Origin of the sequence: Micromonospora sp. NPDC047134 (assembly GCF_040643455.1) — a bacterium.
Taxonomy (GTDB): domain Bacteria; phylum Actinomycetota; class Actinomycetes; order Mycobacteriales; family Micromonosporaceae; genus Micromonospora.
This window is the reverse complement of record NZ_JBEYUI010000004.1, coordinates 270,802-287,443: the sequence shown is the minus strand read 5'-3', so window position 1 is coordinate 287,443 and position 16,642 is coordinate 270,802. Positions and strand designations below refer to the sequence as shown.

General features: G+C 71.7%; 13 protein-coding genes and 1 pseudogene. 11 read left to right on the top strand and 3 right to left on the bottom strand.

Annotated features, from left to right (window positions below):
- The first annotated feature begins 166 nt into the window (after positions 1–166).
- Complete coding sequence (locus tag ABZ795_RS08485; protein WP_327027036.1) at positions 167–1,894, top strand: ABC transporter ATP-binding protein; 1,728 nt, start codon at positions 167–169, stop codon at positions 1,892–1,894.
- Positions 1,895–1,961: 67 nt separating this feature from the next.
- Here ABZ795_RS08485 and ABZ795_RS08480 read toward each other — a convergent pair whose 3' ends face one another.
- Both ABZ795_RS08480 and ABZ795_RS08475 read right to left on the bottom strand, forming a co-directional pair.
- Positions 1,962–2,717 carry an ABC transporter permease gene (locus tag ABZ795_RS08480; protein ID WP_327024880.1) on the bottom strand — a complete coding sequence of 252 codons (756 nt, stop codon included), beginning with the start codon at positions 2,715–2,717 and terminating at the stop codon, positions 1,962–1,964.
- On the bottom strand, positions 2,714–3,448 hold the full coding sequence (locus ABZ795_RS08475; RefSeq protein ID WP_327024881.1) for an ABC transporter ATP-binding protein: 735 nt from the start codon (positions 3,446–3,448) through the stop codon (positions 2,714–2,716). Before ABZ795_RS08475 ends, ABZ795_RS08480 begins: the two co-directional genes overlap by 4 nt.
- Here ABZ795_RS08475 and ABZ795_RS08470 point away from each other — a divergent pair.
- The 4 genes and pseudogenes from ABZ795_RS08470 to ABZ795_RS08455 form a co-directional block, all read left to right on the top strand.
- Positions 3,381–4,322, top strand: a pseudogene (locus tag ABZ795_RS08470) (hypothetical protein); the annotation flags it as partial. The gene ABZ795_RS08475 and the pseudogene ABZ795_RS08470 sit on opposite strands and share 68 nt — an antisense overlap.
- A gap of 240 nt (positions 4,323–4,562) precedes the next feature.
- A complete protein-coding gene (hisI, locus tag ABZ795_RS08465; protein ID WP_327027037.1) occupies positions 4,563–4,988 on the top strand; it encodes a phosphoribosyl-AMP cyclohydrolase in 426 nt (141 codons plus the stop codon).
- Entirely contained in the window at positions 4,985–6,538 is a 1,554-nt protein-coding gene (locus ABZ795_RS08460; protein WP_327024882.1) for an anthranilate synthase component I, read from the top strand. The genes hisI and ABZ795_RS08460 overlap by 4 nt, the downstream gene beginning before the upstream one ends.
- Before the next feature lie 64 nt (positions 6,539–6,602).
- Positions 6,603–7,163 (top strand): Trp biosynthesis-associated membrane protein, encoded by a 561-nt coding sequence (locus tag ABZ795_RS08455; RefSeq protein ID WP_327024883.1) that lies wholly within the window; start codon positions 6,603–6,605, stop codon positions 7,161–7,163.
- 93 nt (positions 7,164–7,256) lie between these two features.
- Here ABZ795_RS08455 and ABZ795_RS08450 read toward each other — a convergent pair whose 3' ends face one another.
- Positions 7,257–7,508, bottom strand: coding sequence for a hypothetical protein (locus ABZ795_RS08450; protein WP_327024884.1), 252 nt, complete (start codon positions 7,506–7,508; stop codon positions 7,257–7,259).
- 442 nt (positions 7,509–7,950) lie between these two features.
- Here ABZ795_RS08450 and trpC point away from each other — a divergent pair, with 442 nt between their 5' ends.
- From trpC to ABZ795_RS08420, 6 genes are all read left to right on the top strand, one after another.
- The gene (trpC, locus tag ABZ795_RS08445) at positions 7,951–8,754 is read left to right on the top strand and encodes an indole-3-glycerol phosphate synthase TrpC (RefSeq protein ID WP_327027038.1); all 804 of its coding nucleotides are present in this window, start codon (positions 7,951–7,953) and stop codon (positions 8,752–8,754) included.
- 56 nt (positions 8,755–8,810) lie between these two features.
- Positions 8,811–10,046, top strand: coding sequence for a tryptophan synthase subunit beta (trpB, locus tag ABZ795_RS08440; RefSeq protein ID WP_357529824.1), 1,236 nt, complete (start codon positions 8,811–8,813; stop codon positions 10,044–10,046).
- A gap of 2 nt (positions 10,047–10,048) precedes the next feature.
- On the top strand, positions 10,049–10,852 hold the full coding sequence (gene trpA / locus ABZ795_RS08435; protein WP_327024886.1) for a tryptophan synthase subunit alpha: 804 nt from the start codon (positions 10,049–10,051) through the stop codon (positions 10,850–10,852).
- Between the two features lie 197 nt (positions 10,853–11,049).
- Positions 11,050–12,183, top strand: a complete 1,134-nt coding sequence (gene lgt, locus ABZ795_RS08430) for a prolipoprotein diacylglyceryl transferase (protein ID WP_327024887.1) — start codon at positions 11,050–11,052, stop codon at positions 12,181–12,183.
- Positions 12,184–12,197: 14 nt separating this feature from the next.
- Positions 12,198–13,379 carry an NAD(P)/FAD-dependent oxidoreductase gene (locus ABZ795_RS08425; RefSeq protein WP_327024888.1) on the top strand — a complete coding sequence of 394 codons (1,182 nt, stop codon included), beginning with the start codon at positions 12,198–12,200 and terminating at the stop codon, positions 13,377–13,379.
- Between the two features lie 395 nt (positions 13,380–13,774).
- Entirely contained in the window at positions 13,775–16,471 is a 2,697-nt protein-coding gene (locus ABZ795_RS08420) for a LamG domain-containing protein (RefSeq protein ID WP_327024889.1), read from the top strand.
- Positions 16,472–16,642: the final 171 nt, after the last annotated feature.

Here is a 16,642-nt window from a genome sequence, read left to right as displayed (position 1 = left end):
CGCGAGGAACGCAGCGCAGCGGAGTCCCGCAGTCGGGAACGGAAGGCAGGCCCGGTGAGCGCGAGGAACGCAGCGCAGCGGAGTCCCGCAGTCGGGAACGGAAGGTGATCCGGTGAGCGCGAGCAACGCAGAGGCGGCGGAGCGGGCCGAGTCGACCTGGCAGACGATGCGCCGTGGGCTGGCCCTCTCGCCGGAGTTGCGGGTCGGGCTGGCCGGCACTCTAGGTCTGGCCCTGGTCTACATGGTCGGGCGGGTGGCCGTGCCGGTGGCCGTGCAGCAGGGCATCGACCGGGGCATCGTCGGCGGGCTGGACCTGAACGCGCTGTTCAGCGTGGTGGCGGTGACCGGGGCGGTGCTGGTGGTGACCACCGTCTGCGGTTACCTGATGATGCGGCGGCTGTTCACCGTCAGCGAGACCGCCCTGGCCAACGTGCGGGTGCGGGCCTTCCGGCACGTGCACGACCTGTCGATGCTGCACCAGCAGTCCGAGCGGCGTGGGTCCTTGGTCTCCCGGGTGACCAGCGACGTCGACCAGATCACCCAGTTCCTCCAGTGGGGCGGGGTGATCCTGCTGGTCAACCTGGGGCAGTTGGCGGTCACCACCGCGGTGATGCTGGCGTACTCCTGGCAACTGACCCTTGTGGTCTATGCCGCCTTCGTGCCCGCGGTCGTGGTGATCCGGCTGCTTCAGCGCCGACTGGCCGCCGCCTACGGGGTGGTGCGGCAACGCACCGGCGCCCTGCTCGGCGCGGTCGGCGAGAGCGTGGTGGGGGCGCCGGTGATCCGGGCGTACGGTATCGCCGGGCGGACCGCCCGGCGGCTGGACCAGGCGATCGACTCCCAACGGCTGGCCCAGCAGAAGGCGATTCGGATCAGCATCCTGGGCAGTTCCGTCGGCGAGCTGGCGGCCGGGGTGGCGTTGGCCGGGGTGGTGGTCGTCGGGGTGCTGCTCGGGGCCGACCAGACCCTGAGCATCGGTGAGGTCACCGCCTTCCTGTTCCTGGTCACCCTGTTCATCCAGCCGGTGCAGATCGCCACGGAGGTGCTCAACGAGGCGCAGAACGCGATCGCCGGTTGGCGTCGGGTGCTGGATGTGCTGGACCTGACTCCCGACGTGGCCGACCCGGGCGAGCAGGGGCGGGACCTGCCACCCGGCCCGCTGGACATCCGCTTCGCCGGGGTGAGTTTCGCCTATCCGAACGGTCCCACCGTGCTGCACGAGGTCAGCCTGGAGATCCCGGCGAAGAGTCGGGTGGCCGTGGTCGGGGAGACCGGCAGCGGCAAGACCACCTTCGCCAAACTGCTCACCCGACTGATGGATCCGTCGCAGGGCCAGGTGCTGCTCTCCGGGGTGCCGCTGACGGACGTACGGTTCGAGTCGCTGCGCTCCCGGGTGGTGATGGTGCCGCAGGACGGCTTCCTGTTCGACGCCACCGTGGCCGACAACGTCCGCTTCGGCCGTCCGGAGTTGACCGACGAGCAACTCACCGCCGCCTTCACCGAGCTGGGGTTGAGTGACTGGCTGGAGGGCCTGCCGGCCGGGTTGGCCACCGGCGTCGGTGAGCGAGGTGAGGCGCTCAGCGTGGGGGAGCGGCAGTTGGTCGCCCTGGCCCGGGCGTACGTGGCCGACCCGGACCTGCTGGTGCTGGACGAGGCGACCAGCGCGGTCGACCCGGCCACGGAGGTCCGGCTGCAACGGACCCTGGACGCGGTGACCCGGGGGCGCACCACCCTGGCCATCGCGCACCGGCTCTCCACCGCCCAGAACGCCGACGAGGTGATCGTGGTGGACCGGGGTCGGATCGTGCAGCGGGGCCCGCACGACGAGTTGGTAGCCGACCCCGATTCCGTCTACGCCCTGCTCTACGCCTCCTGGCTGGAACAGACCCGCTGATCTTGGTCGGGCAGCGGGGCGGTGAGGTAGCGGGCCCAGGCTGATCCCGGGGCCCGGAGGCCCGGCGTCAGCCGCTGCGTCGTCGCAGGGTGGCCGCGGCGAGCAGCAACGCCAGCACCGTCACGGCGGCGACCACGGCCACGTCACGCCACATGGTCGCCGTCGGCTCGGCGTGCGCGCCGACCTCTTGCAGGGCCTCGACGGCGTACGTCAGGGGCAGCACGTCGCTGACCGCCTGCAGCCAGCCCGCCATCTGCTCCCGCGGCACGAACAGCCCACAGAGCAGCATCTGCGGCGCGACCACGACCGGCATGAACTGTACGGCCTGGAATTCGGTGCGGGCGAAGGCGCTGCACAGCAGCCCGAGCGCGACGGCCAGCACCGCGTTCAACGCGGCGATCATGATCACCAGTCCGCTGCTGCCGGCGGTGTGCAGGCCGAAGACCCAGTACGTCACGGCCGAGGCGATGGTGGCCTGCACCGCGCCGGCCAATCCGAAGGCGATGCCGTACCCGAAGAGCAGGTCGGCCTTGGCCAGCGGGGTGGTGAGCAGTCGTTCCAGCGTGCCGGTGGTCCGCTCGCGGAGCATGGCGATGCTGGTCACCAGGAACATGATGATGAACGGGAAGAAGCCGAGCATGACCAGGGCGATCCGGTCGAAGGCGGACGGCCTTCCCGGCACGGTGGGCTGGTCGGCGTACATGTAGTAGATCAGGGTCAGCAGCACGGTGGGCACGACCACCAGCAGGGCCACCGTCCGCCGGTCGTGACGCAGTTGGCGCAGGATGCGCCCGACGGTGGCGAACAGGATTCGGGGGTTCATCCCGCCTCCCCGGTCGGCTTGGTCTCGCCCGCTCGGATCAGTCGCAGGAACGCCTCGTCGAGGTCGTCCACCCCGGCGGCGGCCCGGACGGCGTCCGGGGTGTCGTCGGCGATCAGCCGTCCGGCGCGGATCAGCAGCAGCCGGTCGCAGCGGGCCGCCTCGTCCATGACGTGACTGGACACCAGCAGGGTCGTCCCGGTCGCGGCCAGCTCGTGGAAACGGGCCCAGAGGTCGGCGCGCAACACCGGGTCCTGGCCGACCGTCGGTTCGTCGAGCACGACCAACTCCGGGTCACCGACCAGGGTGCAGGCCAGTGACGCCCGGCTGCGCTGCCCACCGGAGAGGTTGCCCACCAACTGCCCTGCCGCCGGGGCCAGCCCCACATCGGCCACGGCCCGGTCCGCCTCGGCCGCGCCTCGGCCGTGCAGGGCGGCGAAGTAGCGGGCGTTCTCCCGGACGGTGAGGTCGGCGTAGACGCTCGGGGCCTGGGTCAGGTAGCCGACCCGGTGGCGTAGACCTGCCGAGCCGGCCGGCTGACCCAGCACGGTCACCGCGCCAGCCGTGATCACCTGCACCCCGACGATCGCCCGCATCAGGGTGGTCTTGCCGCTTCCGCTCGGCCCGAGCAGCCCGGTGACCGTGCCGCCGGGAACGACGGCGTCGATGCCGTCCAGAACTCGCCGCCCGCCCCGGTCCACGACCAGGCCACGGACGACGATCGCGTCGACCATCGGCCACCTCCGAGAAACTCATCATCTGTGGCGATCGGCGCTGGGGGAATCAGTTTCGGCGGAGCAATGGCGACGCCTGCGTCCCTCGATGCGCGCCTGCCGACGACATGGCGGAGAGCTCCGTAAGGTACAACGGGTCTGTCATCGGGCATTGCACCTTAGATCGGACATGCGGCAGGATGGCGCGGTGGATCACGCTCCGTCACCGGACAGTCGTTTCTTCGCCGACTGGACCGCACGGCTGCGGGCGAGCGCCGACCGACCCGTGGTGGGCATCCTGCTGCGCGGCAGTCACGCCCGCCGGGCCGCCACCGCGCACAGCGACGTGGATGTCGACCTGCTGGTCGGAGGTGCCCCGTACGCGGCCTGTCGGGCCTACTTCGCGGAGCACTCCGGCCGACTCACCCATGTCTCCGTCGCCGCTCGGGACATCCGCTCCTGGGTCACCCGGCTGGGCGAGCCGGCCGACTGGGCCTTCGGTCTGCCCGTGACGGCCCCCGCCCGGCTGCTGTGGGCCGATCCGCGCTGGCGGGCCCGGATCGATCTGCCGGTGCTCTGCCAGCCGGCCGACGAGCCACGGCTGGAGGAGTTGATCGCCACCCTCGGCAAGGTGGCCTCGGCCCGGGACGCCACCGATCGGCTCGGCCTGCGGCTGGCCGCCGCCGACCTGGCCCGGCTCTGCCCGTCGGTGCTGCGACTGGCCAATCCCACCGTCCGGGTGGCGTCCCGCCGGTCGGCCTTCACGGCCGCCCTGGACCTGCCGGTGGCCCCGGCCGGGTACCGCGACGACATGCTGCGCTGCCTGGGGCTCTGGCCCGGCTCGACCGGCCCCCTGTGGGCCGCCGCCGCCCGACTGGTGGCCGGCATCCTGCCGCTGATCCGCCCGTACGCCGCCGAGGTGGCCGAGGCGGGCGGCCCGGACCTCGCCGAGGCCCTGCTCGACGGCCGCCTGGACCGCTACATCACCCAACTGGCCCGACCCGCCGGCCCGCCCAACGCCACCAGTGCTCCGGCTGCGCCCGCCGTCCCGTCCAAGGCTGCCGACGAGCCACCTGTGTCTGGCGGGCGGGAGTCCGGTGGGGTACCCGCGCCGCGTGCGGAACAATGGCTAACTGTGTCCGTACCTGACGCGCCGGTGACCGGCGCCCACCACGAAGCGCCACCCTCCGGCGGCCCGGACCGGCCCTCCCGGCTGGACCCGGCGATCGCCGCCCGGCTGCGCCGTACCCCGGAGGGTCTGGTGGCCGCCGTGGTCCGGCAGCACGACAGCGGTGAGGTGCTGATGGTCGCCTGGATGGACGACGAGGCCCTGCACCGCACCCTGACCACCGGCCGGGCCACCTACTGGTCGCGCAGCCGCCGGGAGTACTGGGTCAAGGGCGCCACCTCCGGCCACCACCAGTACGTCCGGTCGGTGGCCCTGGACTGTGACGGCGACGCCCTGCTGGTCAGCGTCGACCAGGTGGGTGCGGCCTGCCACACCGGGGAGCGCACCTGCTTTCACACGGAGCTTCCGGTCACCGGGGAGGTGACCTCGTGACGGACGGTCGGGTCAGCCCGGACGAGGCCACCTTCACCGAGTTGGCCGCCCGGTGGCGGGTGGTGCCGGTGACCCGTCGGCTGCTCGCCGACGCGGAGACCCCGGTGGGGGTCTACCGCAAGCTAGCCGGTGGCCCGGGAACCTTCCTGTTGGAGTCCGCCGAGCAGGGGGTCGGCTCGGCGGGACTGTCCTGGTCCCGGTACTCCTTCGTCGGGGTACGCAGCAGCGCCACCCTGATCGAGCGCGACGGCGCGGCCACCTGGCTCGGCACCCCACCGACCGGCCTGCCGACCAGCGGTGACCCGGTCGAGGTGCTGCGGGCGACCGTGAGCGCGCTGGCCGGGCCCCCGGGTGATCCGCAGGCCGGGCTGCCCCCGCTGACCGGGGGGATGGTCGGCTACCTCGGCTACGACCTGATCCGGCGGTTCGAGCGGCTGCCCGACCTGACCGAGGACGACCTGGGCGTACCCGAGTTGGGCATGATGCTCGCCACCGACCTGGTGGTGCTGGACCACTTCGACGGCTCGGCGATCCTGGTGGCCAACGCGGTCCTGCCCCCGCTGGACGAGCCGGGCCGGGAGGCCCTGGTCGCCGCCGCCTACCACCACGCGGTGGGCAGGCTGGACGCGATGACGACCGCCCTGTCCCGGCCGATCCCCCCGATGGTCTCCACGGTGCACCGCCAGCCGGTCGGTGAGGTACGCAGCCGTACCCCCGACGGGGGCTACCCCAAGGCGGTCGAGGCGGCCAAGGAGGCCATCCGGGCCGGCGAGTGCTTCCAGATCGTGCTGGCCCAACGGTTCGAACGCGACACCGAGGCCGACCCGCTGGACGTCTACCGGGTGCTGCGCACCACCAACCCCAGCCCCTACATGTACCTGCTGCGCTTCGACGACTTCGACATCGTCGGCTCCTCCCCGGAGGCGCACCTCAAGGTGACCATCGAGGAGGGTGGTGAGCGGCGGGCCCTGCTGCACCCGATCGCGGGCACCCGTCCGCGCGGGGTCACCCCGGAGGCCGACGCCCGTCTGGCCGCCGAACTGCTGGCCGACCCCAAGGAGCGGGCCGAGCATGTGATGCTGGTCGACCTGGGACGCAACGACCTGGGTAGGGTCTGCCGGCCCGGCACGGTCGAGGTGCCGGAGTTCGCCACCATCGAGCGGTACAGCCATGTGATGCACATCGTCTCCACGGTCGTCGGCACCCTGCGCGAGGACCGCACGGCCTTCGACGCCCTCGCCGCGACCTTCCCGGCGGGCACCCTCTCCGGGGCCCCGAAGGTGCGCGCCATGGAGATCATCGAGGAGTTGGAACCGGTACGCCGTGGTCTCTACGGCGGTACGGTCGGCTACTTCGGCTTCGGTGGCGACCTGGACATGGCGATCGCGATCCGGACCGCTCTGATGCGCGCCGGTAGGGCCTACGTGCAGGCCGGGGCCGGGGTGGTGGCCGACTCCGACCCGGCCGCCGAGGACCAGGAGACCCGGAACAAGGCCGCCGCCGTCCTGGCGGCCATCGCCGCGGCGGAGACCCTGAGGCCGGCCCGATGACCGTACGCATGGTGATCCCGGCCCGACGATCGCGGGTGGATGTCGTGGCGGGCAGGTCGATCCGGTGAGCGAGCTGAGCGAGCCGCAGGTGGCGGCGCGACCTTCGGCGCGGCGTGAGTTGGCGTACGCCGTGCTGGCCTGCCTGGCCGGCGCGGGGCTGGCCCTCTGGGCGGTGACCCGCACCTGGACGGTGCAGGCCACCGGCTCGGCCCTCGACGAGGAGGGCAGCGGCGCCGGTCTGCTGCCGTGGTTGCCGGCGCTGGCCCTGGTGGGGCTGGCCGGGGGTGGCGCGATGCTGGCCACCGGCGGCTGGCTGCGCCGGGGGGTCGGCGGGCTGTTGGCGCTGCTCGGCCTGGCCATGGCCGCCGGTGGCGGCTACGGGCTGGTGGCCGACCTGGGCGACCAGGTCAGCCGGCAGTGGCCGGCCCTCACCCTGCTCGGTGGCCTGATCGCCGCGGCCGGTGGGGTGTTGACCGCGCTGCGGGGTGACCGGTGGCCGGCGATGGGTGCCCGGTACGAACGCCGCTCCGGGCAGGCCGTCGACAGCGGCGGCCCGATCGAGGGCGCCGGTACGAGGGACGCCTGGGAGGCCTTGGACCGGGGCGAGGACCCCACGGTGCGCTGAAACCGCCGCGCCGCGCGACGGCCGAGCTGCGTGGACGTCCGGCCGCGTGGCGGCTGAGCTAGGTGGCTGCGGCCGGTCGGTGTGGCGGGTTGGTCAGCTGACCGGTTCCCGGTCGCGGACCCGGGTGGCGGCGAGTTCGGCGACCAGTTGGTCCAGGGCGGCCCGTTGGTCTGCGCGGGCCCGGTCGGCGCAGACGGCCTCCCAGGCGTTGCCCCGGGCGGTCCGGATCCGGGTGGGGTCGCCCACCGCGCGCTCGACCGTGTGGACGACACCGACGGCGAGCGACGCGACGGTGCGGGAGATGGTGGTGAGTCCGATGGTCTGGTGCGGCGCGGAGGAACTCATGAAGCACCCCGGGAGGATCGTCGTGGTGAAGGGGCAGGCGCGAACCTGAGTCTGCCCGAGAACGATGCTGCGCGGTTCACGTTTCGTAGTGATGACTGCAACGTCAACACTGAGGTAGCCCCCCTGACCAGGCAAAGAGTCCTTGGTCCTTGAGGTAGCTCACAGCATCGAGGGTGATCGTGATGAGGCGTCGATCACTTCCGATGAGCGCTCGCATGGGTGACTGTCGATCTACTGGTGACGTAGAGTTACCACGTGTGCGCGCAAGTCGGCCATTATGCCCCAGCCCATCTCGTGAGGAGCGCCATACCCCCGGCGGGCGGTTCCAGGCCGGGCCACCTAGCATCGGCCCATGACACCCGGAGAGGGGAGTCCGTTGGTGACTGCTGAGCATGCGCACGCGGAGGGGGACGAAGCCGGTTCGTCGGCCGCCCCGACCAGCGTGCTCGACGAGATCCTGGCCGGCGTCCGAGAGGACGTGGCCCGGCGGCAGGAGCAGGTTCCGCTGGAGCGGATCCGTGAACTCGCCGCCGCCGCTCCACCACCGCTGGACGCGTACGCGGCCCTGCGGCGGCCGGGCGTCGCCGTCATCGCCGAGGTGAAACGCTCATCACCGTCCAAGGGCCAACTGGCCGAGATCGCCGACCCGGCCGACCTGGCCGGTGAGTACGCCGCCGGGGGTGCCCGGGCGATCAGCGTGCTCACCGAGGGACGCTGGTTCGGTGGCTCGCTGGAGGACCTGGCCTCGGTGCGGGCCGCGGTGAACATCCCGGTGCTGCGCAAGGACTTCGTGGTCTCCAGCTACCAGGTGCACGAGGCCCGGGCCCACGGCGCCGACCTGGTGCTGCTGATCGTCGCCGCCCTGGAGCAGAACGTGCTGGTCGGCCTGCTGGAGCGGATCGAGTCGCTGGGCATGACCGCACTGGTCGAGGTGCACGATGAGGAGGAGGCCGACCGGGCCCTGGAGGCCGGGGCGCAGGTGATCGGGGTCAACGCCCGCGACCTGCGTACCTTGGAGGTCGACCGATCGGTGTTCGAACGGATCGCCCCGGGCCTGCCGAGCAGCGTCGTCAAGATCGCCGAGTCCGGGGTACGGGGTCCGCACGACCTGATCCGGTACGCCTCCGCGGGTGCCGACGCGGTGCTCGTCGGCGAGGGGCTGGTCACCAAGAAGAGCCCCCGCGAGGCGGTCGCCGAACTGGTCAACGCCGGGAACCACCCGGCCACCCCCCGCCCGGTGCGCTGAGGTCGTACCGATCGATTCCGAGGGAGAGGATCCCCGATGAGCGCGCAGGTCACGGCATGAGCACCCCGGCGTCGGTCGGCCCGGCGGCACAGGTCCCGGACGGCGCCGGCCGCTTCGGTCGTTTCGGCGGACGGTTCGTGCCGGAGGCCCTGGTCGCCGCCCTCGACGAGCTGGAGGCCGCACACCGTACGGCGATGGTCGACGAGGGCTTCCGTGCCGAGTTGGCCGCCCTGATGCGCGACTACGCGGGCACCCCCTCCCTGCTGTACGAGGCCCGCCGCTTCTCCGCCCAGGCCGGTGCCCGGGTGCTGCTCAAGCGGGAGGACCTCAACCACACCGGGGCGCACAAGGTCCGCAACGTGCTCGGTCAGGCGCTGCTGACCCGGCGGATGGGCAAGAAGCGGGTGATCGCCGAGACCGGTGCCGGTCAGCACGGTGTCGCCGCGGCCACCGCCGCCGCCCTGTTCGACCTGGACTGCGTGGTCTACATGGGCCAGGTCGACACCGAACGGCAGGCCCTGAACGTGGCCCGGATGCGGATGCTCGGCGCCACGGTGATCCCGGTGACCACCGGCTCGCGGACCCTCAAGGACGCGATGAACGAGGCGATGCGGGACTGGGTGGCCAACGTCGATGACACCCACTACCTGATCGGTACCGCAGCCGGTCCGCACCCCTTCCCGGCGCTGGTCCGCGACTTCGTCCGGGGCATCGGCGACGAGGCCCGGCAGCAGTGTCTGGACCTCACCGGTGCCCTGCCGGACGCGGTCACCGCCTGCGTCGGGGGCGGCTCCAACGCCCTCGGCATCTTCCACGCCTTCGTCGACGACCCCCAGGTGCGGCTGTACGGCTTCGAGGCCGGCGGCGAGGGGGTGCTCAGCGGTCGGCACGCGGCCAGCATCACCGGTGGTTCCAGCGGAGTGCTGCACGGCGCCCGCACCTATGTGCTCCAGGACGCCGACGGTCAGACGGTCGAGTCCCACTCGATCTCCGCCGGCCTGGACTATCCCGGAATCGGGCCGGAGCACGCCTGGCTGCACGACACCGGGCGGGCCACCTATCTGCCGGTCACCGACGACGAGGCGATGGCGGCTTTCCAGCTGCTCTGCCGTACCGAGGGGATCATCCCGGCGATCGAGAGCTCGCACGCCCTGGCCGGCACCCTGGCCATCGCCGGGAAGCTCACCGCCGAGCTGGGCCGGGAGCCCACCATCGTGGTCAACCTCTCCGGCCGGGGTGACAAGGACGTGCACACCGCCGGCAAGTACTTCGGCGTTCTGGACGGAGACTAGGCATGAGCCGCATCGGGGTGGTTTTCGACAAGGCACGGGCGGACGGACGGGCGGTGTTGATCGGCTGTATGCCGGCCGGTTTCCCCACGGTCGAGGGCAGCATCGCGGCGATGAAGGCGATGGTGGCCGCCGGGGTCGACGTGATCGAGCTGGAGATCCCGTACTCCGATCCGGTGATGGACGGTCCGGTCATCCAGCGGGCCAGCGACATCGCCCTGGCCGGGGGCGTACGCACCCGGGACGCCCTGCGGATCATCGAGGAGGTCACGGCCACCGGTGCGCCGGTGGTGACGATGACCTACTGGAACCCGATCGAGCAGTACGGTGTCGACGCCTTCGCCCGGGATCTCGCCGCCGCCGGTGGTACCGGGCTGATCACCCCGGATCTGATTCCCGACGAAGCGGACGAGTGGCTGGCCGCCTCGGACGCCCACGGGCTGGACCGTACCTTCCTGGTGGCGCCCTCCTCGACGGACGAGCGCCTGGCGATGACGGCGGCCCACTGCCGGGGCTTCATCTACGCCACCGCCCTGATGGGGGTGACCGGCGCCCGTAGCCAGACCTCCGAGGCGGCACCCGTGCTGGTCTCCCGGGTCCGCGCGGTGACCGATCTGCCGGTCGGCGTCGGGCTCGGCGTCGGCACCGGGGCCCAGGCCGCCACGGTCGCCGGCTACGCCGACGGGGTGATCGTCGGCAGCGCCCTGATCCGCTGCCTGCTGGACGCCCCCGACACCCCCACCGCCCTGACCGCCCTCACCACCCTGGCCACCGACCTGGCCACCGGCGTCCGCCACCCCACCCCCTGACCCCACCCCCTCCCTCCCGCACCCTCACCCCGCCCCCTGAGCCGCGTCGATCATGCACTTTTGGTCGCCGATTCGCCGGGAATGGGCGGTATGCGGGGACGGAAAGTGCAAGATCGCGGGGGCTGAGTGGGGGATGGGGGTGGGAGGTTGGGTGGCCGGGGTGACGGTGGTGGGGTGGGCAGCGGTAGGGTGCGCCCGTGAGTCTCGCCTCGCCGACCTACCTGGCCGCCATCCCCAGCCCGAGTACCGCCGTGTGGAATCTCGGGCCGATTCCCCTGCGGGCGTACGCCCTCTGCATTCTCGCCGGCATCGTGGTGGCCTGCTGGGTCACCGACCGGCGACTGCGTCAGCGGGGGGTAGCTCCCGGCGCGGTGCTGGACATCGCCCTGTGGGCGGTGCCCGCCGGCATCATCGGCGCCCGGATCTACCACGTGATCACCTCACCGGCGCAGTACTTCGGCACCGGTGGTGACCCGATCAGGGTCTTCTACATCCACGAGGGTGGGCTGGGGATCTGGGGCGCGGTCGCCGGTGGCGCGGTAGGGGCCTGGTTCGCCGCCCGGCAGTTGGGCATCCCCTTCGCGGTGGTGGCCGACGCGCTGGCCCCCGGTCTGCCCCTGGCCCAGGCGGTCGGTCGGCTCGGCAACTGGTTCAACAACGAGTTGTACGGCAGCCGGACGGACCTGCCCTGGGGCCTGGAGATCCACCGGATGGAGGGTGGGCAGGCGCTGCGCGACGAGGCCGGCCGGCCGATCCTGGAGGAGGGGCTCTACCACCCGACCTTCGCCTATGAGGCGCTGTGGAACGTCGGGGTCGCCGCCCTGGTCTTCTACCTCGACCGTAAGCTGCGGCTCGGCCGGGGCAGGGCCTTCGCGCTGTACGTGATGGGCTACACCGCCGGCCGGTTCTGGATCGAGATGATGCGGACCGACGAGGCCAACACCATCTTCGGCGTACGCCTCAACGTCTGGACCGCGGCGCTGGTGTTCCTCGGCGCCCTGGCCTACTTCCTGCTGGTCCGTGGCCCGCGCCAGTACCTGATCCCGATCGGCGCCGCGGCCGCCGCCCCGACGGCCGACTCCGACGTCTCCCAGGTGGACCTGTCCGCCCGGCAGGCCGCCGAGCAGTCGGCCGCGCCGGAGGGCTACCGGACGGTCAGCGAGGAGCAGTTCCGGCACTGGCAGGCGACCGGCGAGGCGCCGCCGGAGGGACCCGACCCGACCGGTACGGCCCCAGGAGAGCCCGACGCGGGCGCTGCCGGGGACCGGCCGGACGACGAGCCCGTCGACGGCGAGGGGGCCTCGGCCCGCCCCGCCGAACGCGACAGCTGAACGAGGGGGTGGCCATGCGGACCGCGGTGGTGGTCGGCGGCGGGCTGGGCGGCCTGGCGGTATCCGGTGCGCTAGCCCGGTCCGGCTGGCAGGTCACCCTCCTGGAACAGGCCGACCGGATCCGCCCGGAGGCGACCGCGGTCGTACTCTGGCCGAACGGGGTCCGGGCCCTGCGTGCCCTGGACCTCGGCGCCGGCCTGGACGCGGTGGCCACCCCGTTGCCCGACGGCGGGGTACGCCGTCCGGACGGTCACTGGCTGGTGCAGCCGAGACCGGTCCCGGTCGAGCGGCTTCCCGTCGTGGTGCACCGGGAGGACCTGCACGACGCGCTGATCGCCGGCCTGGGCGAGCGGGTCGAGCTGCGTACCGGGGTGACCGTGCGGACCGTACGGGTGGCCCCGGGTGAGCGTCCCGCGGTCGGCGACGGCCGGCACACCTTCGAAGCCGACCTGGTGGTGGCCGCGGACGGAGTCGACAGCCTCATCCGTCGTCAACTCGCCCCGGAAGCCGGCGTGGTCAGCTCCGGCTGTGCCGCCTGGCGGGCGGTGATCCCCTGGTACCGGGCGCCGAGCCTGCCCGATTCGGTGGGCGGGGAGATCCTCGGCGCCGGCTACCGGTTCGTGGCCGCCTCCCTGGGAGAGCGGGGTTCCTCCGGTGCCTCCAGCCGGGGCGGCATCTACTGGATGGCGACCGCCGCGGGTGCGGCCCGACCCGAACCGCCGCAGACCCAGCTGGCCCTGCTGCGCCGCTGGTACGCTGGCTGGCCCGGACCCGTCGACGAGTTGCTGTCCGCCACCGAACCCGAGGACCTGGTGCAGCAGGAGATCCGCGAGCTGCGCCCGCTGCCGAAGGCGTACGGGTTCCCGTCCGGGCCCGGCGGAGTGGTGCTGCTCGGCGACGCGGCCCACGCCATGCCGCCGCATCTCGGCCAGGGCGCGTGCCTGGCCTTCGAGGACGCGGCGACACTCGCCGCGTTGCTGCGCGAGTCGACCCTGCCGGATGCGGTGGTGGCGTACGACCGGGCACGGCGTCCTCGTACGGCGGCCGTGGTTCGGCAGACCCGCCGGATGTCCGCGGTTCTCCAGACCCGGGGCCGGCTGGCCCTGCGTGCCCGCGACGCCGCCCTGGGCGCCATCAGCCCTCGGCTGCTCGGCACCACGGCCGCTATCGCCGCCCAGTGGCGCCCGCCCGCCTGACCGCGGAGTCTCTCGCCCCGCCCGCCTGACCGCGGAGTCTCCCGCCCCGCCGGCTGCCACCGCCGACGACCGCCCGGCCGTCCCCGGCCGGCGGTGCTCGTGCTGATCACGGATTGCACACATGATCTTTCTGGCAGTGTCGAACAAATGCCGCAGAGCTACGGCCGGATGATATTGACAGATCGAAACGTGCAGGGAAGGGTGGGTGATCAATCGTCACGGGGGTGTCTACATTGGTCAAACAATCATGGTCTCAGCCTGCCCAAGTTCGGTCGCAGAGACCGCGTCGGCTGGCAACCGCGTTGGTTGCCGTACTGCTTGGTTCAGGGCTCGGTGTGGTGGCCGGTGGGCCCGCATCCGCGCTAGCAGAGTCCACATTGGAGCGAGACTGCACGGTGGCGGAGGCGGCGAACGAGACTGCCGCCGCCGCCTTGGCCGCCCAGTGCGGTGTGTCGGTGGAGGTGTTGAGTGAGCGGACCGAGTCCGAGCAGGTAGCTGTCGATCCGACTGGCACGCGGACGCTCACGGTGTCGGCGGTGCCGCAGCGGGTCCGGCGCTCCGACGGTTCGTGGACGGCGATCGACCCCACCCTGTCGGTGTCGGGCGGTGCGGTGGTGCCGGCCGCGACGCTGGCCGATGTACGGTTCTCGGCCGGTGGATCGGCGCCGTTGGTGACATGGCGGGAGGGCGGCTCGTCGTTCATCCTTTCGTGGCCGCTGGGGGCGTTGCCGGTGCCGCGGCTGGTGGGTGCAACTGCGGTGTACGACGATGTGCTGCCCGGGGTCAACCTGCACGTCACCGCCTTGTCGGAGGGGTTCACGCATGCGGTGGAGATTCTGTCTCCGGCGGCGGCGGCGAATCCTCAGGTGCGCAACCTGCGGTACGTGCTGGGCGGGGATGTCAGCGTCGAGACGCAGGCCGATGGTGGGTTGCGGCTGACCGACCCGAGTGGGCAGACCATGGCGGTCACGCACTCGGCGTCAATGTGGGACTCGTCGGTGGATCCGGCAGCTGCCGGCGAGGTACTGCCGATGCGAGGCGGTGACCGGACCACCGCCGAGCCGGCGAGCGGTGCGGAACCCGCAGTCACGTCGAGGCGTACGACCGTGGCGATCACCATGGACGAGGACGAGCTTGTCGTGATCGCGGACGAATCCATGCTCGATGATCCAGAGGTGACCTGGCCGGTGTTCGTGGATCCGCCGTTCAACGGCCTGCGGTCGAAGTGGGCGTTCGCGAACGACGCGAACAAGGCCTGGGACGTGGGTAACCGCGCCTGGGTCGGTCGCAACCCGTACGACGATGTGTTGTACCGGTCGTTTTTCGACTTCAACGTCTCGACGTTGCGAGGGACCCAGATCCTGTCGGCGAAGGTGACCATGAAGCTCGACCACTCGTGGTCCTGCGACCCGACCGCGGTGCACCTGTACCGGACCAACACGGATGGGATCACGGTGTCCAGCGGTGGCCGGATGGCCTGGTCGACCCGGCCGCTGCCGTCGTCGTACTGGTTGGGCTCCTGGTTGGGTAACGCGAACGAGGCCGGTGGTTGTGGGTCCGTTCAGCCGGACGCGGACGCGGTGTTCGATGACAGCAAGGTGAAGACCGACGTGCAGGCGCGGGCGACGGCGAATGCCACGACCTACACGGTCGGTTTGTGTGCGTGCACCCGCACCGGCGAGCACGAGTCGTCGCAGGCTCGGTGGAAGAAGTTCTTCACCGGTCACACCTACCTGATCGTGACGTACGACAAGAAGCCGAACCCCCCGGTCGCGCAGCCGTTCTCCACGACGACGGACTGCTACAAGGCGTGCACCTCGCCGGCGGTGGTGCGTACCACGACTCCGACCCTGCGGGCGAACGTGTCTGACCCGTACAACGGAAACCTGCGGACCGCCTTCGAGGTCCGCACCGCGGCCTCGGCGTCGGCGACGCTGGTGGCCGGGAACTCCTCGGCACTGGTGACGACCGCCGCACCGGGTACCGCGACGTGGCGGGTGCCGTCCGGGCTGGCCAGTGGGCAGACCTACCACTGGCGGGCACGCTCCTCCGACGAGAACAATCTGACCGGCGACTGGTCGGGGTGGCAGACCCTGACCGTGGACACGGCACCACCAGTGCTGGCCCCGGTGTCCTCGACGCAGTACCCGCTGCGGGAATGGGGCGCCGAGGTGGGCACCCCGGGCATCTTCGCGGCCGACGGCAGCCCGGACACGGCGGACTTCACCTGGTGGGTGGACAACGGCTCGACGACCACGGTCGCGGCATCAGGCACGGATCCGAAGACGATGTCGGTCACCCACACCCCGGCCACGGACATGGTCCACACGCTGAACGTGGTGGCCAAGGACATCGCCGGCAACATCAGCCCGACGTATCTGCATCAGTTCTGGGTGTCGCCGGCGCCGAACAAGTTCTCCCGCTGGAGGTTCGACGAGGCGTCGGGCACGACGGCGGCGGACTCGGGCTCGGGCGGCAGCGCGCTGTTGCCGGGAACGCTGTCGGGTTCGGTGGCGTTCGGGCCGGGCTATCTCGGTAACGCAGCCTCGTTCACCGGAACGGGCGGTCAGATCACCACCACCGGGCCGGTGCTCGACACCACCAGGAGTTTCACGGTGATGGCCTGGGTCCGCGCGTCCGACCTCGCTGCCGACGATCACCAGGTGGTGCTGAGCCAGGACGGTACGACGGCCAGCCGCTTCCAGCTGATGTACGACAAGGACGCCAACGGCGGCGCCGGCGGCTGGTGCTTCGCCATGCGTCCCACCGACGGCGGAAACCCGACGACCGCCTGCGCGGACGGCTTCGCCTGGGGGCCGCCGACCGACGGCACCTGGGTGCACCTGGCCGGGGTGTACGACGCGGCCACCGACAAGATCCGCGCGTATGTGATGGGTGATCTGCTCAGCTGCGGTGGGGAGACCGCCGAGACGTCCTTCACCGGCGACTGGTCGGCGACCGGATCGTTCGCGATCGGCCGTGGACAGTCGTCGGGTACGGCCGCGAGCCACTGGCGCGGCGAGATCGATGACGTGCACGCGTTCCAGCGCACCCTGTCGGCCTGGGAGATCTGTCAGCAGGCCGCTCAGTAGTTCCACGCAACCGCAACTCAACCGGCTCCGGGCAGTCCGACACCGGTCACGTCAGGCTGCCCGAGCCGGTCTCTTTTGATCTTCGGATCGTCTCGTTCCACCTCCGGTTTGTCCGTCGAACATGCATGGGGAGCATTGCGATGAGCGTTGAGGTCGGTGGCCCGCCACAGC